This window comes from Bradyrhizobium sp. (assembly GCF_049512235.1).
In the GTDB taxonomy this organism is placed as follows: Bacteria; Pseudomonadota; Alphaproteobacteria; order Rhizobiales; family Xanthobacteraceae; genus Bradyrhizobium.
Genome location: NZ_JBEKXH010000051.1, coordinates 1 through 22692, shown reverse-complemented (window position 1 = coordinate 22692; position 22692 = coordinate 1). Strand labels below are relative to the sequence as shown.

Here is a 22692-nt window from a genome sequence, read left to right as displayed (position 1 = left end):
GGCCGCTTCGTGCTGCCCGACGCGACGCTTGCGGCGATCCGCGAGGAATTCGACGCCGGCCGCGCCGACGAGACCGAGACCAGCGCGGCCATCCGCGCCGCCTGGCGCGAGGCCGGCGATCTGGTCGATCCGCATACCGCGGTGGCGCTGGCGGTGGCGGATCGCGACACCTCGGATTCGAAGATTCCCAACATCGTGCTGTCGACGGCGCATGCCGCCAAATTCCCCGATGCGGTAGAGGCCGCCTGCGGCGTGCGACCGGAACTGCCGGCATGGCTGGAGGGGCTGATGACGAGGCCCGAGCACTTAAAGGTCATGAACAACGATCAGGTTGAAGTCGAGCGGTTCGTGCTGTCGGTCAGCCGTGCCGCCAAGCAAGGAGTCGCCGGATGAGCGTCGATGTCAGCAAGCTTCCCTCCGGCCTCACCGTCATCACCGATGCCATGCCGCATCTTGAGACCGCGGCGCTCGGGGTATGGGCCGGCGTCGGCGGGCGCGACGAAAAGCCGAGCGAACACGGCATTTCGCATCTGCTCGAACACATGGCCTTCAAGGGCACCGCGCGGCGCTCGTCGCGTGAAATCGTCGAGGAGATCGAGGCGGTCGGCGGCGATCTCAACGCCGGCACTTCGACGGAGACCACGGCCTATTATGCGCGGGTGATGAAAGCCGACGTGCCGCTGGCGCTCGATGTGCTCGCCGATATTCTCACCAATCCCTCGTTTGTGCCGGACGAACTGGAGCGCGAAAAGAGCGTCATCGTGCAGGAGATCGGCGCGGCGCAGGATACGCCCGACGACGTGGTGTTCGAACATCTCAACGAGCTGTGTTACCCGGATCAGCCAATGGGGCGCTCTTTGCTGGGAACGGCCAAGACCTTGAAGGGCTTTAGCCGCGACACCCTGCGCGGCTATCTCTCGACCCATTATCGCGGCCCGGACATGGTGGTGGCGGCGGCTGGCGCGGTCGACCACAAGCGGGTGGTCGAGGAAGTGACGCAGCGGTTTGCAGGCTTCGACGCCGCGCCCGCGCCCAAGCCGCAGCCGGCGAAGTTCGGCAAGGGCGGCTCCCGCGTGGTGCATCGCGAACTTGAGCAGGCCCATCTGACGCTCGCGCTCGAGGGGGTGCCGCAAACCGATCCGTCGCTGTTTTCGTTGCAGGTTTTCACCAACACTCTCGGTGGCGGCATGTCGTCGCGGCTGTTCCAGGAGGTGCGGGAAAAGCGCGGGCTGTGCTACTCGGTCTACACCTTTCATGCGCCCTATACCGACACCGGCTTTTTCGGGCTCTATACCGGTACCGACCCTGACGACGCACCCGAGATGATGGAGGTGATCGTCGATGTCATCAACGACGCCGTCGACACCTTGACCGAGGCCGAGGTCGCGCGTGCCAAGGCGCAGATGAAGGCGGGTCTCCTGATGGCGCTGGAAAGCTGCAGCTCGAGGGCCGAACAGCTGGCGCGCCACGTTCTGGCCTATGGGCGGCCCCTGACCGTGGAGGAGCTGGTGGCCCGGATCGATGCCGTCAGCGTGGATTCGACGCGGAGCGCGGCGCGGGGCCTGTTGTCGCGCAGCCGGCCGGCGGTCGTCGCCCTTGGCAGCGGAAGGGGGCTGGACACAGCGGTGGCTTTTGCGGAAGGATTGATCGGGTCGAAGGTCAAGGCGCGCCTTCACTGAAGATCGGTTTCTCGGACCGGGGAGTAGATCCATCTATGGCGCTGTTTCGTTTGCCATCGAGCGGACCGGCTGCGCTTGCCCCGCGCGGCCATGGCCTGCTGCTGCGGGCGCCGCAGATGTCCGATTTTCTGCACTGGGCGCATTTGCGCGAATACAGCCGGGAATACCTGACGCCATGGGAGCCGATCTGGCCGTCCGATGATCTGACCCGTTCGGGATTTCGGCGCCGGCTGCGCCGCTATGCCGAAGACATCGCCGCCGACCGGTCCTATCCGTTCATCGTGTTCCGGGAATCCGATGGCGCGATGATCGGTGGCGTGACGCTCGCCAACGTCCGCCGCGGCATCGTGCAGGCCGGCACCATCGGATACTGGGTCGGGCAGCCGCATGCCCGTCGCGGCTACATGACGGCGGCGCTGCGCGTGCTGCTGCCGTCGCTGTTCGGCGAACTCAATCTCCACCGCATCGAGGCCGCCTGCATTCCCACCAATGCGCCGTCGATCCGGGTACTGGAGAAGTGCGGCTTCAGCCGCGAGGGTCTGGCGCGGCGCTATCTGTGCATCAACGGGGTCTGGCAGGACCACCTGCTGTTTGGCCTGCTGCACGAGGATTTTCGCGGCTAACCTTGTTTTCAGATTACGGCAGGCCCCGGCTCAGAGTGCCTTGGGTTCGCCGTCATTGCGCTGGTATAACGCCTCACCGCGCATCCCCCTGGGCGCAAAGCGTGGGACATCCTGGGACATCCGGATAATGCATGACGGGCTGATGATGCGGACGCTGGGCGCTGCCGGGACGGTCCGTCTGGGCATTGCGCTTGCCGTTGCGGGCACGCTGCTGTCCGGGTGCGGCGGCGGCAGCATGTTCGGCGCCTCGACCGATTCCAGCCCCTCGATCGGCAGCAGGTTCAGCGAATTGTTCGGCTCGAAATCGCAAGCCGTCGGCGAGAAGGCGCCGCCGACGGTGGACAACGAACTGAGCTGTCCGTCGGTGAGCATTCGCGCCGGCGCGTCGACCTTTGCGGTGGCGGCGCCCGGCAAGGAGCCCGTCGGCAACGACCTGCGTTTTCAGGCGACGATCACGCGCACCGCGCGCGACTGCAAAGTGAGCGACGGCCAGATCACCGCACGGATCGGGATTATCGGCCGCGTCATTGCGGGCCCGGCCGGAAACCCGCCGACGGTCGAAATTCCGCTCCGCGTCGCCGTGGTGCAGGGCGGTGTGCAGGAGAAGACGATCACCACCAAAGTCTACCGCACCACGGTGGCGATGAACGAGGAGGGCAGCGTACCCTTCAGTCTGGTGGCGGAGGACGTGGTCTATCCGGTGCCTCCTGGAGCCACCGGCGATTCCTACATCTTCTATATCGGCTTCGACCCGCAGGCGCTGACGCCGGAGCCGAAACCGAAAGCTGCACGGAAGAAGAAGTAATTCTTCCGGCGTTGGTCTGTCGCGCCGGCTTTTTTCGAAGCGGAACTTGTCAGTTCAGCTTTTCGCGAACTTCCGTGATGCCCTTGGCCAAGAGATCGTCGGCAAGATCGCCCTTGACCGATTTCGACAGGATCGTGGAAGCGGCCGCCACCGCGGCGTTGGCCGCCGCTGCCCGCACATCGGCCAGCGCCTGGGTTTCGGCTAGGCCGATCTTGCTTTCGGCAGTTTTGGTGCGCCGCACCACAAAATCCTCCATCTTGGTCTTGGCGTCGGAAGCGATGCGCTCGGCTTCGGCTTGCGCGCCGGCGATGATGTCCTGGGCCTCGCGTTCCGCGCTGGCGTGCCGGGCCTTGTATTCGGCGAGCAGTTTGGCCGCTTCTTCCTTGAGCTTGCGAGCATCGTCGAGTTCGGCCTTGATGCGGTCGCTGCGATGATCGAGCGTCTTGATCACCGTGCGGTGGACGCCGAGATAGGCAAATACGCCCATCAGGATGACGAAGGCGACGGCGACCCAGAACTCCGGTTCGGCGAACATCAAGTTTATCCCTTCAAGGACGCATCGACGGCGCGATTCACCGACCTCTTGTCAGGCAGCACGCCGGTGAGCCGCTGCACGATCGCGGCGGCCGCATCCGCGGCGATGCCGCGGACGTTGCTCATCGCGGCCTCGCGCGTCGCGGCGATGGTCGTTTCCGCCTCGGCGAGTTTCGCGGCCAGCTGCGCTTCCAGCGTCTTTCGTTCGGCCTCCGATGCCGCATTGAGCTTTTCGCGGGTCTCAGTGCCGATCGCCTGCGCGCGGGAGCGCGCAGCGGCCAGTTCGCTTTCATAGGCTTTCAGCGCGGCGTCGGAATCGTCCCTCAGCTTCTGGGCCTCGGCCAGATCGCCGTCGATCTTGTTCTGACGCTCGTCGAGCAGGCTGCGGACACCCGGCAGCGCCACGCGCGAAGCGATCAGATAAAGGGCGACGAAAGCGATCGCCAGCGACACCAGTTGCGAGGCAAAGGTGTCCTTCTGGAACGGCGGAAACGGGTGCGCCGGGCCATTGGCTTCGGTATGGGCGGTCGTACCCTTGGCGTTGCCATGACTTTCAGCCACGGGCTGCTCCTGTTCGGCTGGCGCGTATTCCGCAAAACTGGACAGCGGTCCTGCGATCGGAATACCCGCAATCTAAAGACAATATCAGAGCGCGAACAACAGCAGCAGCGCGATCAGCAGCGAGAAGATGCCGAGTGCTTCGGTCACGGCGAAGCCGAAGATGAGGTTGGCGAACTGGCCCTGCGCGGCCGAAGGATTACGCACCGCGGCGGCGAGATAGTTGCCGAAGATGATGCCCACGCCCGCGCCGGCGCCACCCATGCCAATGCAGGCAATACCCGCACCAATGTACTTTGCGGCAATCGGATCCATGAAACGAACTCCTTCTTGAGGTTAGGTGAGACGCGGCCTCTGATCAGTGGCCGGGATGGATGGCGTCGTTGATGTAGATGCAGGTCAGGATGGTGAAGACGTAGGCCTGCAGGAAAGCGACCAGCAGTTCGAGCGCGGTCAACGCCACGGTCATGCCGAGTGGCAAGACTGCGCCGAACCAACCGACGACGCCCATCGCCCCCAGCATAGTGACGAAGCTCGCGAATACCTTCAGGGTAATGTGCCCGGCCAGCATATTGGCGAACAGTCGGACGCTATGCGAGACCGGGCGCGACAGGAACGAGATCACTTCGATCAGCACTACCAGCGGAAGAATCACGAGGGGGATGCCAGAGGGCACGAACAGTTTGAAGAACTTCAGGCCGTTCTTGTACAAGCCGTAGACCAGCACTGTGGTGAACACCAGAAGCGCCAGCGCCACGGTAACGATGATATGGCTCGAAATCGTGAAGGCGTAGGGAATGATGCCGACGACGTTGGAGACCGCCACCAACATGAAGATCGAAAACACCAGAGGGAAGAACTTCATGCCTTCCGTGCCGGCGATGGATCGAACGTTGGCAGCGACGAATTCGTAGCTGATTTCCGCGATCGACTGGATCCGCCCGGGCACCAGATGCCGTCCTGATACGCCGCCGATCATCAGCAGCGAAATCAGCGCCACCGAACCGAACATGTAGGCCGATGAGTTGGTAAAAGCGATCTCCTGATGACCAATATGGCCAATCGTGAAGAGCTTTTCGATGTTGAACTGTTCGATCGGATCGATCATCCGCGCGGCATCTCTGAGGCTTCCGCCGGCCACGCCGGCGCTCTGCATTCAATTGGTCCGGCTTTCCGCATCTCAACGGCCGGTTCGGTCCGGAGCCACGCCCGCTGATCTCATCACGTTGACGACGCCGGCTGCGAAGCCGAGCAGAAAAAACACGATGAGCCCCCAAGGCGATGTCGACAGCAAGCGGTCGATACCCCAGCCAATCACCGCACCGACCACAACACCCGCGATCAACTCCGAGGAAAGCCGAAAACCGCGCGCCATCGCCGAGGTTCTGGCAGCGCCGTTTCCGCTTCCTTCGGGTTGGTCAGTCCTGATTTTGCGGCTGTCCCTGATTTCGGACAACCGTTGGTCCAGACTTCCGAGCCTTGCGGAAAGCGCAGCTTCGTCGGGCGATTTATCGCGACTTCCATTGACGCCGTCGTCCGTGCCGCCCGCCATGATGTGGACACCCGAAACGATGCTGCGGTTGTGGAAATGACGCCCCGTCACCCTCAAAAGCCGCGCGGACCATACTGACCGCGTCCAAGCAAGTCAAGATTGCGTCAGAACCTATTAGTGTCTTGATTAGATTGGATTTATTAAGCCAAGCGGGGAATGGGCTGCTCAGCGTCGCCGCAGTGCAGCAGTCGATGGCGGAGAGGTTCGATCCGGTGCGCCGTCGTTGCAGCACCTTTGACATCACGATTCCCCGGGGAAGCCCGTACGCGACGTCGGGTTGATCAGTCCTTGTCGTCGCAATCCAACCAGGTCCTTGCCGGACCCCAAAGTGTTGCGACGGAATCTGCGATCTCGCAGGGAATTCAAGCAATACCTGCGCTAACGTGCTTGGCATCCAGCAGGTCAAAGCCTTCCAGGCCGGAGCAGGCTCGATCAATGCCCCGGATGGATCGCATCGTTGAGGTAGATGCAGGTGAGGATGGTGAAGACGTAGGCCTGCAGCAACGCGACCAAAAGCTCCAGCGCGGTCAGCGCGACGGTCAGCGCCAATGGCAGCACCGCGCCAGCCCAGCCGATAAGGCCCAAGGTGCCGAGCGCGGCGACAAAGCTCGCGAACACCTTCAGGGCGATGTGGCCAGCAAGCATGTTCGCGAACAATCGGACCGCGTGCGAAACATGCTTCAGGAAGAACGTTATGATTTCGATCGGGACCACCAGCGGCAGAATGTAGATCGGAATGCCCGAGGGCACGAACACCTTTAGGAATTTCAGGCCGTTCCTGTAGAAGCCGTAGACCAGCATGATCAGGAATACCAGCAGCGCCAACGCCGCGGTAACGATGAGATGGCTGGAAACCGTGAATGCGTAAGGAATGAGCCCGACCACGTTCGAGACCAAGATGAACATGAAGATCGAGAACACCAGCGGGAAGAACTTCATGCCTTCCGAGCCCGCGTTCGATCGCACCGTGTTGGCGACGAACTCGTAGCACAGTTCCGCGATCGATTGAATGCGCCCGGGCACCAGCTGCCGCCCGGCGGCGCCGCCGATCATCATAAGCGAGATCAGCGCTACCGTACCGAACATGTAGGCCGACGAATTGGTGAAGGCGATCTCCTGATTGCCAATGTGGCCGATCGTGAAGATTTTTTCGATATTGAACTGATGGATCGGGTCGACCATTCCTGTGTCAGCTCTTGCGCCCGGGCCATGCCGGCGCTCTATGATAAATCCGTCAAAATCAGCGGCCGACGCTACCGACCGCGTCCAGTTGAGTCAAGATTGCGCCATGCTTCAACCTTACGATCCCCTGGGGAGTCCGCATGACACGTCTGATCGATTACTACTTTTCGCTGCAATCCCCCTGGGCCTATGAGCAAAACCGCCGGGAAGCGCTGGCGGCGGACGTGATCGGTTCGCCGGTCTATGTGTTCGACGGCGAGGTATTCTGGGGACAGGATCGGATCGAATTGCTCGCGGACGCGTTGAAGTCAGGCCGCGCGCCCTACCATTGGCAGGTGTAGAATGCAGCAGGGGATACGGAAATATTGCCGGCTTGAAAGCGGAGCAACCTTATGATCACAGCGACATCGGCCTCGAAATTCTCCTCCTCGCGCGTGACCGCCGTGCTGATCATTGGCTCCGTCTCTTGTCTTGTCTCTTGTCCTGGCGCAACCGGCGCCGTGGCGCAGTCGATGCCGGACGCCGAGAACGGCCGCTTTGCGCTATCGCCGATCGCTGGCGGGGTGATCCGGCTCGATACCCGCACCGGCGCTGTTTCGACCTGCACCGACACCGGCACGGGCTGGGCCTGCTATGCGATGCCCGACGAGCGCGCGGCGCTCGACACGGAAATTGGCCGTCTCCAGGCCGACAATGAAAAACTCAAGGCGGAACTGGCCGCGCGCGATCCGACCGTCACCGGAAAGAGCGACGAGCGGCTGCCGAAATCGGACGCGTTGAAAAAGGCCGAGCCGAAAGTGGCTGACGGCGAGCGCAGAATAGAAATCCCGCTGCCGAGCGACCCTGACATGGATCGTGCGATGTCGTTTCTGGAACAGGCGTGGCGGCGGCTGGTCGAGATGGCCAACCGGATGCAAAAAGACGTCTCCGGCAGGATTTGAAGCTGGTTGTCCCGGCGTTCGCCTGGCGACCATGTTGAGAGAGCGTTCATGACTTCCCCCAAATCTTCCTCGCGCACCGCGCCATCGGGGGTCACTGCCAGCACCATCGTCACTTCGCTGCTGACCATCGAGACGCCGGGACGAGGCTTTGTCGATCTCACCGCCGAGGTTGCGAAATTTGCGAGGCAGGCCGGCGCGCGGGAAGGCGCGCTGATGCTGTTCATCCGCCATACCTCGGCGTCGCTCACGATCCAGGAAAACGCCGATCCGTCGGTGCTTGCGGACCTGATGACGGCGCTCGACCGGCTGGCGCCCGAAGACGCCGGCTGGCGCCACGATACCGAAGGACCCGATGACATGCCCGCGCATATCAAAACCATGCTGACGGCAAGTTCGCTGCACATCCCCGTGCTCAAGAGCGAACTCATGCTCGGAACCTGGCAGGCCATTTATCTGATCGAGCACCGCGCGCGCGCCCATCGCCGCGAGATCGTGCTGCAATTTCTCGGGGCCACCGCATGATGCCCGAGGCATGTTCTCGGGTCCGCTGAAGTGGTCTGGCGCCAAGATATGCTTGATTTTGCGACAACTTCGTGTCGATTGGACTGACCTGATCCCGACGCAGTTTGCCCGCCATGTCGTCAGCGCCCGCTATGTCCTCTGGTCTCCCCGCCCAACCAGTCGCTGGCGGGGGCGTACCGGCTCGGGACGAAAGGAGGGTCAATCTCCTGGTTCTTTGCGGCCTTGCATTGGCTGTTGGCGTGATGACGGGCTGCGGCGCGGTCGCGCTGCGGGCGCTGATCGGGCTTTTTCACAACGCATTCTATAACGGCACCTTCAGCATCTGGTACGATGCGAATGTCAGCGAAGGGCCGAGCCGGTTTGGCGACCTGGTACTTCTCTCCCCTGTTGTCGGCGGCCTCGTTGTCGTCTTTCTGGTGCAGCGTTTCGCCCCGGAGGCCAAGGGACACGGCGTTCCCGAGGTGATGGACGCGGTGTTTTACAGGCACGGCAATATCCGGGGTCAGGTCGCGATCGTAAAATCACTGGCCTCGGCGCTGTCGATCGGCAGCGGGGCGGCAGTCGGCCGCGAGGGCCCGATTATTCAAATCGGTTCGGCGCTGGGTTCTGCCTTCGCCCGGGCTATCAAGCTCTCGACCTCGCAGAAGATCACCTTGCTGTCGGCGGGCGCCGGCGCCGGGATCGCCGCGACGTTCAACACGCCGCTCGGCGGGGTGCTGTTCGCGCTGGAAATCCTGTTGCCCGAGGTCTCGAACCGCACCTTTCTTCCCGTCGTCATCGCGACCGGCGCCGCGACCACCATCGGCAGGATACTGATCGGCCCCGATCCAGCCTTCATCGTTCCCGAGATGCAGATCTCTCTCGCCCAGTCGCTCGGCTGGCAGGATGCGATCGCTTTCATCGCGCTCGGAATCCTCTGCGGTGTCGCCTCCTGGGCCTTCATTCGGCTGCTCGAGGTGATGGAGGATGGCTTTCCCAAGCTGCCGGGAAATGCCTACACCCAAAATATCATCGGCATGAGCGTGATCGGCCTGATGATGGTGGTTCTCACTCACCTCTTCGGCCATCCCTATATCGATGGGGTCGGCTATGGCGTCATCCAGGCGACGCTCGACAAGGAGATGACATCCGCAGGCCTGCTCGCATTGCTGTTCGCCCTGAAGATGCTTGCCACCACGATCAGTCTTGGATGCGGCGCTTCCGGTGGCATCTTCTCCCCATCGCTGTACCTCGGGGCTACGCTCGGGGGAGCCTTCGCCCTCGTGGTGGGCGCCATTCTTCCGCATGCCAGTCTGTCGGCGCCTTCGGCGGCGGTCGTCGGGATGGCTGCCATGGTGGGCGCCGGCACCGGCGGGGTCATGACTGCCATCGTCATGGTGTTCGAAATGACGCGCGACTACGCCATCATCGTGCCTGTCATCGTCGGCGTCGCGGTGGCGGCCGGCATTCGCCGCACGCTCATTGGCGAGACCATCTATACGATCAAATTGCGCCATCGGGGCCACCGCATCCCGAAGGAGCGGCATATCAATCTCTATCTCGTCAAGCAGGCCCAGGACATCATGGAGCGGCGTTTCATCGTGGCCAAGGCCGGGACCACGCTGCAGCAGGCCATTGACGCGGAAGACAATGACGATCTGCGCGCCATCATCGTCGAACGCGAAGGCCGTATCGTCGGGCTGATCCCGCCGCGCTCGGGGTTATGGCGCGAGTCTCAGGGCAATCCGAACCTCAAGGTCGAGCGCTTCGTCGAAAGCCGCGCGGTCATTTGCCGGGATGTCGATCTCCTGAGCCTCGTTTTCGCCAGGCTGAAACGCCATCGCTCCGGCGCGGCGATTGTCTTCCGCGGCGTCAGCAGGCCAAGAGCCCGCGATATCGTCGGCGTCATCACCAAGCGCGCGATAGCCGATACGGTGATCGACAGCTACGACGATTGATCAGGGATCCAGTGAGAGAGGCAACGGCTTGAGGATGGGCGCGGAGACGCCCTCGCAAAGAAATCGGCCGCGGAGCGATCCACGGCCGATTGTGACGGTCTTTCTCCGGGCGGCTGTCGCCGCCAGATATCGATCAGTACTTTCTGATGTCCACGTCCTTGGTTTCCGGCAGGAAGATGAAGCCGACGACCAGGCTCATAAGCGCGATCGCGACCGGGTACCAAAGGCCGGAATAGATGTCTCCGGTCGCGGCCACGATCGCAAACACGGTCGCAGGCAGGAAGCCGCCGAACCAGCCATTACCGATATGATACGGCAACGACAGGCCGCTGTAGCGGATCCGGCTCGGGAACAACTCCACCAGCCAGGCCGCGATCGGCGCATAGACCAGCGTCACATAGATCACCAGCACCCAGAGCAGCACCGTCGTCATGACGGTGTTGATGTCGGCCGGATCGGCCGATGGCGGATAGCCGTGGGCCTTGATCGCCGCCGGCAACGCCTTGGCGAAATCCGGCGAGGTCGACGTGAAGATCTGGTCGCCGATCTTGACCTGCGCCGGAGTACCCGCCGGCGCAACCTGGTTTTCGTAGTTCACCGACAGATTGACCAGCGCCGATTTCGCGACGTCGCAACCGCTCGTGTATTTCTCGGTGTTCGTCGCCTTGAACTGGAACGAGCATTCGCTGGGATCGGCGATCACCGTCACCGGAGCCGACGACAGTGCCGTTTCGAGCTTCGGATTGGCGAAATGCGTAATTCCCTTGAAGATCGGGAAATAGGTCAGCGCCGCCAGCAGGAAACCGGTGAGAATGATCGGCTTGCGTCCGATCTTGTCCGACAGCCAGCCGAAGATCACGAAGCCGGGTGTTCCGAGCGCCAACGCCACCACAATCATGATCTGCGCCGTGATGGCCGGCACCTTGATGGTCTGGGTCAGGAAGAACAGCGCGTAGAACTGCCCGCCATACCACACCACGGCTTCGCCGGCGGTGGCGCCCAGCAAGGCCAGGATCGCGATCTTGGCGTTCGGCCACTCACCGAAGGCTTCGCCGAGCGGCCGCTTCGAGGTTTTACCCTCTTCCTTCATTTTCTTGAAGATCGGCGATTCGTTCAGGCTGAGCCGGATCCAGATCGAGACCGCCAGCAGGATGCCCGACAGCAGGAACGGAATGCGCCAGCCCCAATCGCCGAACGACTCTTCGCCCATAAAGCTGCGGATACCCAGGATGAGCAGCAGAGCCAAGAACAGACCGAGCGTTGCCGTGGTCTGGATCCATGAGGTGTAATAGCCGCGCTTGTTCGCCGGTGCATGCTCGGCGACGTAGATGGCCGCGCCGCCATATTCGCCGCCGAGCGCAAGGCCCTGGATCAGGCGAAGCCCGATCAGCACGATCGGCGCCGCGATGCCCCAGGTGGCAAAGCCCGGCAGCAGGCCGATGAAGAAGGTGCCGATGCCCATCAGGGTCATCGTGATCAGGAAGGTATATTTGCGTCCGATCATATCGCCGAGGCGACCGAAGATCAGCGCTCCGAACGGACGGACCGCGAAGCCGGCGGCAAACGCCAGCAGCGCAAAGATGAAACCGACATTCGGCGGCACATTCGAGAAGAAGTATTTCGCCAGGAATGCGCCGAGCGTTCCGTAGATGTAGAAGTCGTACCATTCGAACACGGTACCCAGCGAGGAGGCGAAAATGACTTTCCGCTCTTCAGCCGTCATTCCACCGGTGCGGAGATCGCTGCCCGCGGTTGCTGCCATTGTCATTGTTTTTCCTCCCCGAACTCGTTGCTGCAAGCTTTGCCCCTTGCGCCGAATCTGGCCGAGCAGCGCCAAGGGTTCATGCCACGGTAACATCGCCGTGAAACCTCTCCCAATAAGACTTTTGGCCCGCTGCACTGCCATTTCCGAACTTGGCATCCTTCTACCGCACCGCTCCTATTGCGGCGCACCATCGGGCGGGTTAACTGCTTTGGTCCATGGCGATATTGTGCGCTTGCGTGCGGCTGCCCATCGGAGGACAATCGCAGCGATAAACTCGCTGGTGTGGCGGTTGAAGGCTCAAGGCGGTTTTTGGCGGGTTGCCCGGTGTCGCGAAGTTTCAGCCAAAACCACATTAGAATCATAGGTTTCCAGTGTCCTTTCGGATCTCAAATTGGCAAGCGGAGAGGCCGCGGCGACGAGTGGGCTTCGGTTTCAGGACACCAGGAGGCCGCCACGGGGCCGTCACGGGTTTTGCCGCAACCGTCGAGCATGAAATATTCTGCAAGAAATAGATGACTGCCGCCAGCACCCACCTCGTTATCGCCGACGATCATCCGCTGTTCCGCGACGCACTGCGACAGGCGGTTGCCGGCGTGGTGACCTCAGCGAGAATTGATGAAGCGGGATCGTTCGAGGACTTGACCGCGCTGCTCGAGCAGGATTCCGAGGTCGACCTGATCCTGCTCGATCTGACGATGCCCGGGATCAGCGGCTTCTCCGGCCTGATCTACCTGCGCGCGCAATATCCGGCCATCCCCGTGGTCATCGTGTCCGCCAGCGACGATATCGGCACGATCCGCCGCTCGCTGGATTTCGGCGCCTCGGGGTTCATTCCCAAGCGGTTCGGGGTTGAGACGTTGCGCGATGCGATCGTAAAGGTGATGGAGGGCGACGTCTTTGTTCCTCCGGATACCGATCTCACCGCCGCCGCCGATCCGGAGCAGACGCGCCTGCGCGACCGGCTGGTGACACTGACCCCGCAGCAGGTGAGGGTCCTGATGATGCTGTCGGAAGGCCTGCTCAACAAGCAGATCGCCTATGAGCTTGGAGTATCGGAAGCGACCATCAAGGCGCATGTATCGGCGATCCTGCAAAAGCTAGGGGTCGAAAGCCGTACCCAGGCCGTGATCGCCGCGGCGAAAATTGCCGGCGGACCCGGCGGCCAATGGCGGCAAGGCACGCCACCGCCGCAATAGCCTCGTCGGCGGCGGCTTTAACCGAATCGGCGAATGAGCAAACTCGGTTCACCTCGTCTGCTTGCGGCCGCTTGCGGGGCGAGAGAGGAGGCCTACTCCGCCGCCACCATCTGCTGGGTCCGCCACTGCCCGAGCAAAGCGCGTAGCGAGGCCGGTTTGAGCGGCTTGTTGAGCACCGCGATATTGTCCTCGCGCGCTGCCGCCCGTACATTCGGACTGCGGTCGGCCGTGATCAGGATCGCCGGAATAGTCTCGCCGAAGCGGCGACGAATGTCCCGGATCGCTGCGACGCCGTTGCCGCGATCGAGATGATAGTCGACCAAAAGACCGGTCACCGCGCGGCCCGAGGCCTCGATCGCCGCGATCGCGGCATCCGGGTCGGCCACCGCGATGACCTCGGCGTCCCAGCCCGTCAGCAAGGTTTTCATGCCGTCCAGGATCGCTGCATCGTTCTCGATGCAGACAATCAGGGAGCCGCTCATCGGCGTTCTGGAAAGCGGGGTTGCGCTGGTGACCGCTGCGGTGTGATTGATCGCCGAGGCGGTCGGCACCGTCACCGAAAAATGCGAGCCGCCGCTTAAATTGGAGTCGAGCGCGATGCCGTGATTGAGGACGCGCGCGAGGCGTTCGACGATCGACAGGCCGAGGCCGAGGCCGCGCGCGATTCGCGCGCCCTGCTCCAGCCGGTGGAACTCCTTGAAGATCTCGCCGCGCTTGAGCACGGGAATGCCGACGCCGGTGTCATAGACGCCGACGCGCAGCAACTGGCCGCGGCGCCGACAACCGACCAGCACGCGTCCGCGCGGGGTATATTTGATGGCGTTGGAGATCAGGTTCTGCAGCAGCCGCCGCAGCAACAGCCGATCGGATTCCACCGGCTGCGAACAGGGCACGAAGGTCAGCTTGAGGCCCTTGGCCCGCGCGATCGGCGCGAATTCGATCTCCAGCGAACGCATCAGGTCGCCGATCCTGAAACCGGTGATTGACGGCGTCATGGCGCCGGCGTCGAGCCGCGAAATATCCAGGAGCGCGCCGAGGATTTCCTCGATCGCCTCCAGCGAATCGTCGATATTTTCGACCAGCCGCGAAACCTCACCGCCGTTTTCGCGCTCGACCAGGCTCGTGACATAAAGCCGCGCCGCATTCAGCGGTTGCAGGATGTCGTGGCTGGCCGCCGCCAGGAAACGCGTCTTCGAGATATTGGCATCTTCGGCCGTGCTCTTGGCCAGCGCCAGCTCCGAATTCAGCCGGGTGAGCTCCTCGGTACGGTCGCGCACCCGCTTTTCCAAGGTGGCATTGGCGCGCTCCAGCGCTTCGGCAGCCTCGAACGAGGGCGTGACGTCGGAAAAGGTGATGACCAGGCCGCCGCCGGGCATCCGGTTGGTGCGTACCTCGACCACCATGTGACGATCCGGCAGGCGTTCCAGATAGGGTTCGCCTTCGGTAGTATAGGCATCAAGCCGCCTCGCCACCGCGGCGTCGCTATCGCCAAAGCCGGGCGAACTCGCCGCGCCCATGAATTCAAGAATTTCCCGGAGCGGAATCCCGAGCTGCACGAGGTGCGGCGGCAGCGCCAGGATTTCGCCGAACTGCCGGTTGGAGCAGATCAGCTGCAATTCCGCGTCGAACACGGCGATACCCTGCCGCACATGGTTCAGCGCGGTCTGCAGGATCTCACGATTGAAATGCAGCGCAGCGTGGGAATCGTCGAGCAGCTTGAGCGCGGCCCTGGCGGAGACGGTGCGCTTGCGCAACAACAGCGACATCACCACGCGCGAGGAGGCTGCCCCGATCGAGGAAGCGATCAGATGCTCGGCGTGCTGCAGCAGCTCGAGGTCGGCCGGCGCCGCCGGGTCGAGACGGCCGTGATGGGTGGCGGCGAAGGCCTCGAATGAATGACGGGCGCGATCGGGGCCAAGATACTGCGCCACGGTGCTCTGCAGGTCGTGCACCGGCACGGTGGTGCGCCAGCGCCGGAATGTCGGCGTCATCGGCGCGAGCGCATGCGGCACAAACAGGTCGGCTTGCAATCGCTCGATCGCCGTGGGCTGGCGCGCCAGCGACAGTGCGAAATAGGTCAGAAGATTAAGCGAAAGCGACCACAGCACACCGTGCAGCAGCGGCGGCAGATCGGCGCCGAACAAAGCCTGCGGGCGCAATGCCTCGATGCCGAACGGACCGTGCTGCAGCAGCAGCAGCCCGGCGGGGCTGGCGTCCAGGAAGCTCGGCAGAAACAGCGTATAGAACCACACCGCGCCGCCTGCCAGCATGCCGCCGATGGCGCCTCGCGCGGTCGCGCGGCGCCAGAGCAGGCCGCCGAAAAATGCCGGCGCAAGCTGCGCGATCGCCGCGAATGACAACAGGCCGATGGCGGCCAGCTGGGCGTTGCCGAGCCCGCGGTAGTAGAGATAGGCCATCGCCATGATGCCGAAAATCGCAAAGCGGCGAACGGCGAGCAGGAAGTCGCCGAAATCCTTGCGGCCCGAAAGCTGTTCGCCGCGCCGCTGCAGCACCAGCGGCACCACGATGTCGTTCGAAACCATGATCGAAAGCGCGACGCATTCCACGATCACCATGGCGGTCGCCGCCGACAGGCCTCCGACGAAAACCCCGACGCTGAGCAAGGTGGCATTGCCCTCCATCGGCAACGCCAGCACATACATGTCGCTGGCAACCGCCCCGAACGGGAAGACTACGAGACCGGCGAGCGCGATCGGAATCACGAATAGGTTGATGGCGACCAGATACAGTGGAAACAGCCAGCGCGCCCGGCCTACCTCGGCGTCAACGGAGTTCTCGACCACGCTGACGTGAAACTGGCGCGGCAGCAGCATGATCGCGCAAAACGACAACAGCGTCATAGTGAGGAAATTACCGAGCGAGGGCGTGTAGTTGATGGCGCGTACCGCTTCCGGCGTTTTCATCGCGCGTTCGATCAGCTCGACGGGTGTGAACATCCAGAATGTGACGAACGCGCCGGCGGCGATAAAGGCCACCAGCTTGACGATGGATTCGGTGGCGACCGCCAGCATCAGGCCATGCTGATGTTCGGTGGCGTCGGCATGGCGGGTTCCGAACAGCACCGCGAATGCCGCCATCGCCAGGGTGACGATCAGCGCGATGTCGCCGACGATCGGAATCGCGGAAAAACCCTGGTCTTCGCTCAGGATCGTTGCAAGCGAGGACGCCACCGCTTTGAGCTGCAGTGCGATGTAGGGAACTGAACCGACAATCGCGATCAGCGCCACGGTGGCGGCGACCGCCTGGCTCTTGCCGTAACGCGCGGCGATGAAATCGGCGATCGAGGTAATGTTCTGCGATTTCGCCAACTTGATCACGCGGCGCAGCAGCGGCGTGCCGAGCCCGATCATCAGGACCGGGCCGATATAGATCGCGAGAAAATCCACGCTGGTGCGGGTGGCAAATCCGACCGACCCGAAGAACGTCCAGGAGGTGCAATAGATCGCCAGCGACAGCGGATAGATCAGCCCGCTGGCGCGGCCGCGCTGCGTCGGCGACAGGCGGTCACCATGGCTCGCGACCAAAAACAACAGCCCGATATAGCCGAAGGCGGCGGCGATCACGCCCCAGTCGTGCAGCATCGCTGCTTAAGCTCCTTACGTCCGTCCACCCGTATTTATGTAAGCATGTCTAGCGCTTTGCCGGGAGGGAGGCGACAGCGATTTTACTTATCCGGCAATAGCCTGAGGGATAGAAGCCGTATCCGGCACTGTCTCCCGTGTACTCGCCGTCCTCGCCGCTCGTAACCGCGTGAAATCGAATTGACGGCGGTATCCTGTGGTATAAAACGTCAATGTACGCCATCAGGAAAGTGTTGTCGAGAACGTGACGATGCAAATGAACAACCTGGTGTGGGGACTCCGATGTACGAGCCTGGCGCTGGCGATTTTCTGCTCGTCTGAAGCTCGCGCCCTGGACTGCGCCAAAGCCGGCACGCCGGTCGAGCAGGCGATCTGCGACAACCCTTCGCTCAAGGCTGCCGACATGAAGCTGTCCGAGCAATATTTCTCGGCGCTGAGCCGGGCCAAGATGATCGCCGAGATCACGGGGAAAAGTTCCGTGCATGAGAGCCTTCTCAATTCACAGCGGGCTTTCATCTCTCAGCGAGAGAAGGACTGTCCGGCCGCCGCGCCGAACAGCATCGAGCGCTGTGTCGCCGATGAGACGGCACACAGGCCCAACCACTCGACGACGGTTCTACCATTGAGTGGACAGCGGCGACCGGGGCCGTCGCAAAGCGACCGACGAAATTTGCTCCCGAACCGGGCCTGAAAATGGAAGGACTGCTGCGGCTCAGCCGACCACAATATCGCGATCCGTTGATCATCGCTGAATTCTATAATGCAGTGCAGGCGCTGCCCGATCCCGACAAGACCCGCGCCATTCGGGCGCTGTGGGATATCGGCGATGCCTGTGATTGCAACAGTGAGGATCGCTTGAATCTTTTATGGGGCTCAAGTCGAGGCGGATCTTGTCGCCTATTCCACTTGTGGCTGGTATCTGAGAGCTTCGCTCGATCCTCCGGAGAGACTGGCCTGAGGGGATCGGCGCCCTGGAGGCGTGTGTTCCCCGAGTGCTACGGCTGAAGCGGGCTACGTACTTGACCCCGGCCAACGACCGCGCACTACTCCGCCGCCAGCGATTTCTGCTTCAGCGGCAGACCGAGATGCTCCCAGACCTGCAGCAGCGCCTCGGCGAGCTGATCGATCAGCAGGTCATCATGATAGGGCGACGGCGTGATCCGCAGCCGCTCGCCGCCCTTGGCAACCGTCGGATAGTTGATCGGCTGAATGTAGATGTTGTGCTCTTCCAGCAAGAGGTCGCTGGCCCGCTTGCAGCGTTCGGGATCGCCGACGAACAGCGGCACGATATGGGTTTCGCTCGACATCACCGGCAGCCCTGCGGCGGTCAGGATCGCCTTGACGCGGGCGGCGCGGTCCTGGTGGCGCTCGCGTTCCCAGTTCGAGGTTTTCAGATGCCGGATCGCGGCTGACGCGGCCGAGCAGATCGCCGGCGGCAACGCGGTGGTGAAGATGAAGCCGGGCGCGTAGGAACGCACCGCGTCGATGATGTCGGCACTCCCTGCGATATAGCCGCCGAGGCAGCCGAACGCTTTTGCCAATGTACCCTCGAGGATATCGATGCGGTGCATGACGCCGTCGCGCTCGGCGATGCCGCCGCCGCGCGGGCCATACATGCCGACCGCGTGCACTTCGTCGACATAGGTCATCGCGCCGTAACGCTCGGCGAGATCGCAGATCCGCGCCAGCGGCGCGATATCGCCGTCCATCGAATAAAGGCTCTCGCAGGCGATCAGTTTCGGCCGGTCGGGGCCGGCGGCCCGCAACAATTCCTCCAGATGCGCCATGTCGCTGTGGCGGAACAGCTGGCGCTCGCAAGCGGACTGCCGGATGCCTTCGATCATCGAGTTATGATTCAGCGCGTCCGACAGGATCAAGAGGTTCGGGATCAATTTGCCGATGGTGGCAATGCCGGTCTGGTTGGAGACGTAGCCGGAAGTGAACAGCAGCGAGGCTTCCTTGCCATGCAGATCGGCCAGTTCCTGCTCGAGCTGCACCAGCGGGTGATGGGTGCCGGCGATGTTGCGGGTGCCGCCGGCGCCGGTGCCGACGCGGGTCGCGGTTTCGACCATGGCGCCGACCACTTTCGGGTGCTGCCCCATCCCGAGATAGTCGTTGGAGCACCAGATCACGACATTGCGCACGCCCTTCGGGGAATGCCACAGCGCATGGGGGAACCGGCCGGCGATCCGTTCGAGATCGGCGAACACCCGATAGCGCCGCTCGTCATGCAGGCGGTCGAGAGCGGAGCGGAAGAACTGGCTGTAATCCATCGCGAGACCCGAAAACAGAGGTGAAAGCTGGAAGCGGCTCAACTGTTTCTAGAACGTAAACCTTTTTAGTGCGTTTCCAGGACGGCTGTCGAGCCGCAATCGGGCATTTCGACGACGGCTGGCGGGGGGCCGGGTTGCTCCGAGCGGGGGGCCAATCTCTACATGGAATTGCGCGAGGCCGGCGCACTGACACGTGTTGCGGCAGAGTAGAGTTAGAGCGCCAGGAAAATCAGGTGGTCCGAAAGCGCAGCACCCCATCGGTCTCCTCGGCCGTCAGCCGGCCTTCGACCAGCATGTAATTGACATGGGCGATCAATTCGCCGGCGGCAAAACCCATCTGGTGGGGGTCGAGCACGTGCTTGTGGAACACCACCGGCACCAGTTCCTTCGAGGTTTTCGAACTTTCCCGGCAGGCCTCGGCGATCAGCCGGCAACGGTCCTCGTGATGATCGGCCAGTTGCTTGATCCGGGTCTTCAATCCGTAGAACGGCACGCCGTGGCCGGGCAGCACCATCAGGTCATAGGGCAGCGTGGTGGTCAGGCTCGCCAGCGAGGCCAGGTATTCGCCGAGCGAATTCTGCTCGGGCTCGACCGCCCAGACGCTGACATTGGGCGAGATCTTGCTCAGCACCTGATCGGCGGACAGGAACAGTTTGTCGGCGGCGCAATACAGCATCACCTGATCCAGCGCATGGCCGCCGCCGGTAATGACCTTGAAGCGCCGCGTGCCGATGGAGATTTCGTCGCCATGCGAGATGCGGCGATAGGACGGCGGCAGTACCGAAACCCGCTTCAGGTAGTCCTGGCCGCGGCCAAGCAATTTGTCGGTCAGGTTCTCGTCCATGCCGTGACGGCGGAAGAACAGGGCTTGCGCGTTGCGGCGCTCCTCGGTGCCGCGGTTCTGATGATAGACCGACTGCAGATACTCGACCTGCGACATATGGAGCGGACAGCCGAAGCGCTCGACGATCCAGCCCGCGAGGCCGACATGGTCGGGATGCGAATGGGTGACGATCAGCCGCGTGATCCTGACGTGGGAAAGCGGGCCGTCGAACAGCGCGCTCCAGGCCGCAATCGACTCCTCGTTGCCGAAGCCGGAATCCACCATCGCCCAGCCGTCGCCGTCGGCGAGCAGATAGATGTTGACGTGGTTGAGGCGGAACGGCAGCTTCAGCCGGACCCACAATATCCCCGGCATCACCTCGACGACCTGATCCTGGCCGGGATGATTTTCCCAGGGGTAGCGCAGGGCCTCGGCCGAGGACGCAACCAGGTCCGTCTTTGAATGCGTGTCTGGCTTTGAATGCATCGTTCGATGTCGCAATGATCTGATATCGATTTAGCCGCACTGTCGGCGCGGCGCCAGCCGAAAATGGACTGCGACCGTGCCAAAACCGATCAAGCTCGCCGCAACCATGCATGGCGCGCCGCGGCCGCCGCCCGCGGCGCATGGCGAAAGTGAGCGCCCCTCGGATCGGACGCGGATCAGTACCGGGCGACGACCGGGCCGCCCCAGTTGAAGCGATAATTCACACCCGCCTTCACGGTGTGTTCGTCGTTGCGGAAGCTGCCGAACGGAACCAGGAATGCGGGGGTGATGAACTGGCTATTGCCGAAGTCGTAATACTGGTACTCGACCTTGGCCGACCAGTTCTGGGCGAACATGTATTCCAGCCCGGCGCCGACGGTGTAACCATCGCGATGGCTGCTGTTGAGGGCGAACGCCAGCGGCGCGCCGCCGAGCGTCAGGGATTCAGCGTGGTCGGAGTAGGCATAGCCGCCCTTCACGTAGGCCAGCGCCGTACCAAAGGCGTAGCCGACACGGCCGGTCACGGAGCCGAGCCCGCGCTGGTTGTCGTTGTAAGCGAAGCCGGCGGGGAAGACCGCGCTGACATTGTTGCGGCCGAGCCAGCTGTACTGGCCTTCGATGCCGGCGACCCAGTTCGGCGCGAACTGGTAGTCGGCGCCGGCCTGCACACCGCCGAGGAATTGGGCATCATAGTTGCCAAGCGCGAGGCCGTTGAAACCATTGCTGCCGCTGAACGCGCCGCCAAGATGACCACCGACGTAGAAGCCGGTCCAGTTGTAGATCGGCGCGACGTAGGCCGGCGCCTTGGCGTAGGGGACGGCGCCGAGGTCGGCTGCGAGGGCTGGCACGGTCGTGCCGAGCGCGACCAGCGCCACGGTCGCGAGGAGCAAGTTCTTCATTGGGATTTTCTCCGGCAAATCATTGCAATTCTTCGGATCGCCGCGGCGTCGGCGCCGTCATGCCCGCAATTGGACAGCTTTTGAATAAAATGCCGTCAACGGCCGCCCGAGATACCGGCGTTCCCAGCCTTTCCGGGAGCAACAGCCTTTCTTGTGCTTAACGCCGCCCTAACAAAAGACCTGATGTCTGCCCCGCGCATCGAAACAAAAAGGCCGGCGCAAGGCCGGCCTTTTCCGTCTGCAGCGATCAGATAGCGATCAATACTTGGCCACCACCGGGCCACCCCAGTTGAAGCGATAGTTCAGGCCGGCCTTTACCGTGTGCTCGTCGCTGCGGGTGCTGCCGAAAGCGGCGAGCAGGGCTGGCGTCACGAAACTGGTCCTGCCGAAGTCGTAGTACTGATATTCGATCTTGGCGGACCAGTTCTGCGCGAACATGTATTCGAGGCCGGCGCCGACGGTGTAGCCATCGTGATGGCCGCCGTTGAGCGCGAACGCCTGCGGCACGCCGCCGAACGTCAAAGACTGATTATAGTCGGAATAGGCGTAGCCGCCCTTGGCGTACAGCAGCGCCGGTCCCCAGGTGTAGCCGAGGCGGCCGGTCACCGAGCCGAGGCCGCGCTGGTTGTTGTTGTAGGCGAAACCGGTTCCGGCGCCGGTAAAGGCAACGCTGTTGTTGTTGTTGCCGAGCCAGCTGTACTGCCCTTCGATGCCGGCAACCCAGTTCGGCGCGAACTGGTAATCGGCGCCCGCCTGCAGGCCGCCGAGGAAGCTGCCATTGTTGCCGCCATTGGTGGTGCCGGCGAAGCCGTTGTCACCGCCGAACGCGCCGCCGATGTGACCGCCGACGTAGAAGCCGGTCCAGTTGTAGATTGGCGCCACGTAAGCCGGCGCCTTGGTGTAGGGGCGGGTGCCGAGATCGGCGGCGAGTGCTGGCACGGTCGCGCCGAGAGCGACCAGCGCCACAGTAGACAGAAGCATCTTCTTCATTGTTATTTTCTCCAGATAGCGATTTGAGTTTTGCGGATCGACGCGGCTTCATCAGCGTCATTCATGGGGCGCAGTTAGACCGCTTTTGAACAAAATACTGTCACCCGCGGGACACAGCGCGAGAGTTCCTCAACCTATTTGGGAACAGGCATTTTCGTTGCTTAATGAGGCCTTAATCATACCTGAAAGAAGCCTTAATTTTCGCGCGTCGGAAGCGGCACGGAACCCGCTTTTTGCCGGACGATGCGGGGAGCCCGGTCGTTGTGAAATATCGTTTTGAAATATCGTTGTGCAATCGAGCAGCGATCTTGCTCGCGCAAGATCG

21 protein-coding genes and 2 pseudogenes are annotated in these 22692 nt (G+C 62.6%); 10 read left to right on the top strand and 13 right to left on the bottom strand.

Annotated features, from left to right (window positions below):
• From ABSG20_RS07335 to ABSG20_RS07320, 4 genes and pseudogenes are all read left to right on the top strand, one after another.
• A pseudogene (locus ABSG20_RS07335) lies at nucleotides 1-393 on the top strand (threonine synthase); the annotation flags it as partial.
• Nucleotides 390-1679, top strand: coding sequence for a M16 family metallopeptidase (locus tag ABSG20_RS07330; protein WP_423863830.1), 1290 nt, complete (start codon nucleotides 390-392; stop codon nucleotides 1677-1679). The pseudogene ABSG20_RS07335 and the gene ABSG20_RS07330, both read left to right, overlap by 4 nt.
• A 35-nt stretch (nucleotides 1680-1714) precedes the next feature.
• Entirely contained in the window at nucleotides 1715-2302 is a 588-nt protein-coding gene (locus tag ABSG20_RS07325; protein WP_423863829.1) for a GNAT family N-acetyltransferase, read from the top strand.
• Between the two features lie 127 nt (nucleotides 2303-2429).
• On the top strand, nucleotides 2430-3107 hold the full coding sequence (locus ABSG20_RS07320; RefSeq protein WP_423863828.1) for a hypothetical protein: 678 nt from the start codon (nucleotides 2430-2432) through the stop codon (nucleotides 3105-3107).
• Between the two features lie 49 nt (nucleotides 3108-3156).
• On the opposite strand, the gene ABSG20_RS07315 is transcribed toward ABSG20_RS07320, so the two are convergent.
• The 6 genes from ABSG20_RS07315 to ABSG20_RS07290 all read right to left on the bottom strand — a co-directional run bounded on the left by ABSG20_RS07315 (nucleotide 3157) and on the right by ABSG20_RS07290 (nucleotide 6933).
• The gene (locus ABSG20_RS07315; RefSeq protein WP_423863827.1) at nucleotides 3157-3642 is read right to left on the bottom strand and encodes a F0F1 ATP synthase subunit B family protein; all 486 of its coding nucleotides are present in this window, start codon (nucleotides 3640-3642) and stop codon (nucleotides 3157-3159) included.
• Between the two features lie 5 nt (nucleotides 3643-3647).
• A complete protein-coding gene (locus tag ABSG20_RS07310) occupies nucleotides 3648-4202 on the bottom strand; it encodes a F0F1 ATP synthase subunit B family protein (protein ID WP_423863826.1) in 555 nt (184 codons plus the stop codon).
• 84 nt (nucleotides 4203-4286) lie between these two features.
• On the bottom strand, nucleotides 4287-4514 hold the full coding sequence (locus tag ABSG20_RS07305) for a F0F1 ATP synthase subunit C (protein ID WP_079541931.1): 228 nt from the start codon (nucleotides 4512-4514) through the stop codon (nucleotides 4287-4289).
• 43 nt (nucleotides 4515-4557) lie between these two features.
• Complete coding sequence (locus ABSG20_RS07300; protein WP_423863834.1) at nucleotides 4558-5307, bottom strand: F0F1 ATP synthase subunit A; 750 nt, start codon at nucleotides 5305-5307, stop codon at nucleotides 4558-4560.
• A 72-nt stretch (nucleotides 5308-5379) separates the two neighbouring features.
• Nucleotides 5380-5751 carry an AtpZ/AtpI family protein gene (locus ABSG20_RS07295; RefSeq protein ID WP_423863825.1) on the bottom strand — a complete coding sequence of 124 codons (372 nt, stop codon included), beginning with the start codon at nucleotides 5749-5751 and terminating at the stop codon, nucleotides 5380-5382.
• Nucleotides 5752-6183: 432 nt separating this feature from the next.
• A complete protein-coding gene (locus ABSG20_RS07290; protein WP_423863824.1) occupies nucleotides 6184-6933 on the bottom strand; it encodes a F0F1 ATP synthase subunit A in 750 nt (249 codons plus the stop codon).
• 185 nt (nucleotides 6934-7118) lie between these two features.
• Here ABSG20_RS07290 and ABSG20_RS07285 point away from each other — a divergent pair.
• From ABSG20_RS07285 to ABSG20_RS07270, 4 genes and pseudogenes are all read left to right on the top strand, one after another.
• Nucleotides 7119-7274 (top strand): annotated as a pseudogene (locus ABSG20_RS07285) (DsbA family protein); the annotation flags it as partial.
• Nucleotides 7275-7445: 171 nt separating this feature from the next.
• Entirely contained in the window at nucleotides 7446-7874 is a 429-nt protein-coding gene (locus ABSG20_RS07280) for a hypothetical protein (RefSeq protein WP_423863833.1), read from the top strand.
• Nucleotides 7875-7922: 48 nt separating this feature from the next.
• The gene (locus ABSG20_RS07275) at nucleotides 7923-8396 is read left to right on the top strand and encodes a secondary thiamine-phosphate synthase enzyme YjbQ (RefSeq protein ID WP_423863823.1); all 474 of its coding nucleotides are present in this window, start codon (nucleotides 7923-7925) and stop codon (nucleotides 8394-8396) included.
• 242 nt (nucleotides 8397-8638) lie between these two features.
• A complete protein-coding gene (locus ABSG20_RS07270; protein WP_423863832.1) occupies nucleotides 8639-10333 on the top strand; it encodes a chloride channel protein in 1695 nt (564 codons plus the stop codon).
• A gap of 133 nt (nucleotides 10334-10466) precedes the next feature.
• Here ABSG20_RS07270 and ABSG20_RS07265 read toward each other — a convergent pair whose 3' ends face one another.
• Complete coding sequence (locus ABSG20_RS07265; protein ID WP_423863831.1) at nucleotides 10467-12095, bottom strand: MFS transporter; 1629 nt, start codon at nucleotides 12093-12095, stop codon at nucleotides 10467-10469.
• Between the two features lie 515 nt (nucleotides 12096-12610).
• Between ABSG20_RS07265 and ABSG20_RS07260 the strand changes: the two genes are divergently transcribed.
• A complete protein-coding gene (locus tag ABSG20_RS07260; protein ID WP_423863822.1) occupies nucleotides 12611-13294 on the top strand; it encodes a response regulator in 684 nt (227 codons plus the stop codon).
• A 92-nt stretch (nucleotides 13295-13386) separates the two neighbouring features.
• Here the strand turns inward: ABSG20_RS07260 and ABSG20_RS07255 are convergent, their stop codons facing one another.
• Entirely contained in the window at nucleotides 13387-16896 is a 3510-nt protein-coding gene (locus tag ABSG20_RS07255; protein ID WP_423863821.1) for a PAS domain-containing hybrid sensor histidine kinase/response regulator, read from the bottom strand.
• 250 nt (nucleotides 16897-17146) lie between these two features.
• Here ABSG20_RS07255 and ABSG20_RS07250 point away from each other — a divergent pair, with 250 nt between their 5' ends.
• A complete protein-coding gene (locus ABSG20_RS07250; RefSeq protein WP_423863820.1) occupies nucleotides 17147-17587 on the top strand; it encodes a lysozyme inhibitor LprI family protein in 441 nt (146 codons plus the stop codon).
• A gap of 352 nt (nucleotides 17588-17939) precedes the next feature.
• Here ABSG20_RS07250 and hemA read toward each other — a convergent pair whose 3' ends face one another.
• The 5 genes from hemA to ABSG20_RS07225 all read right to left on the bottom strand — a co-directional run.
• The gene (gene hemA, locus ABSG20_RS07245) at nucleotides 17940-19169 is read right to left on the bottom strand and encodes a 5-aminolevulinate synthase (protein WP_423863819.1); all 1230 of its coding nucleotides are present in this window, start codon (nucleotides 19167-19169) and stop codon (nucleotides 17940-17942) included.
• Nucleotides 19170-19398: 229 nt separating this feature from the next.
• Nucleotides 19399-20478, bottom strand: coding sequence for an MBL fold metallo-hydrolase (locus tag ABSG20_RS07240; RefSeq protein ID WP_423863818.1), 1080 nt, complete (start codon nucleotides 20476-20478; stop codon nucleotides 19399-19401).
• 176 nt (nucleotides 20479-20654) lie between these two features.
• On the bottom strand, nucleotides 20655-21377 hold the full coding sequence (locus tag ABSG20_RS07235) for an outer membrane protein (protein WP_423863817.1): 723 nt from the start codon (nucleotides 21375-21377) through the stop codon (nucleotides 20655-20657).
• Nucleotides 21378-21635: 258 nt separating this feature from the next.
• Nucleotides 21636-22367, bottom strand: coding sequence for an outer membrane protein (locus ABSG20_RS07230; protein WP_423863816.1), 732 nt, complete (start codon nucleotides 22365-22367; stop codon nucleotides 21636-21638).
• Nucleotides 22368-22496: 129 nt separating this feature from the next.
• Nucleotides 22497-22692 (bottom strand): hypothetical protein (locus ABSG20_RS07225; RefSeq protein WP_423863815.1); only part of this gene is annotated, 196 nt, incomplete at its 5' end.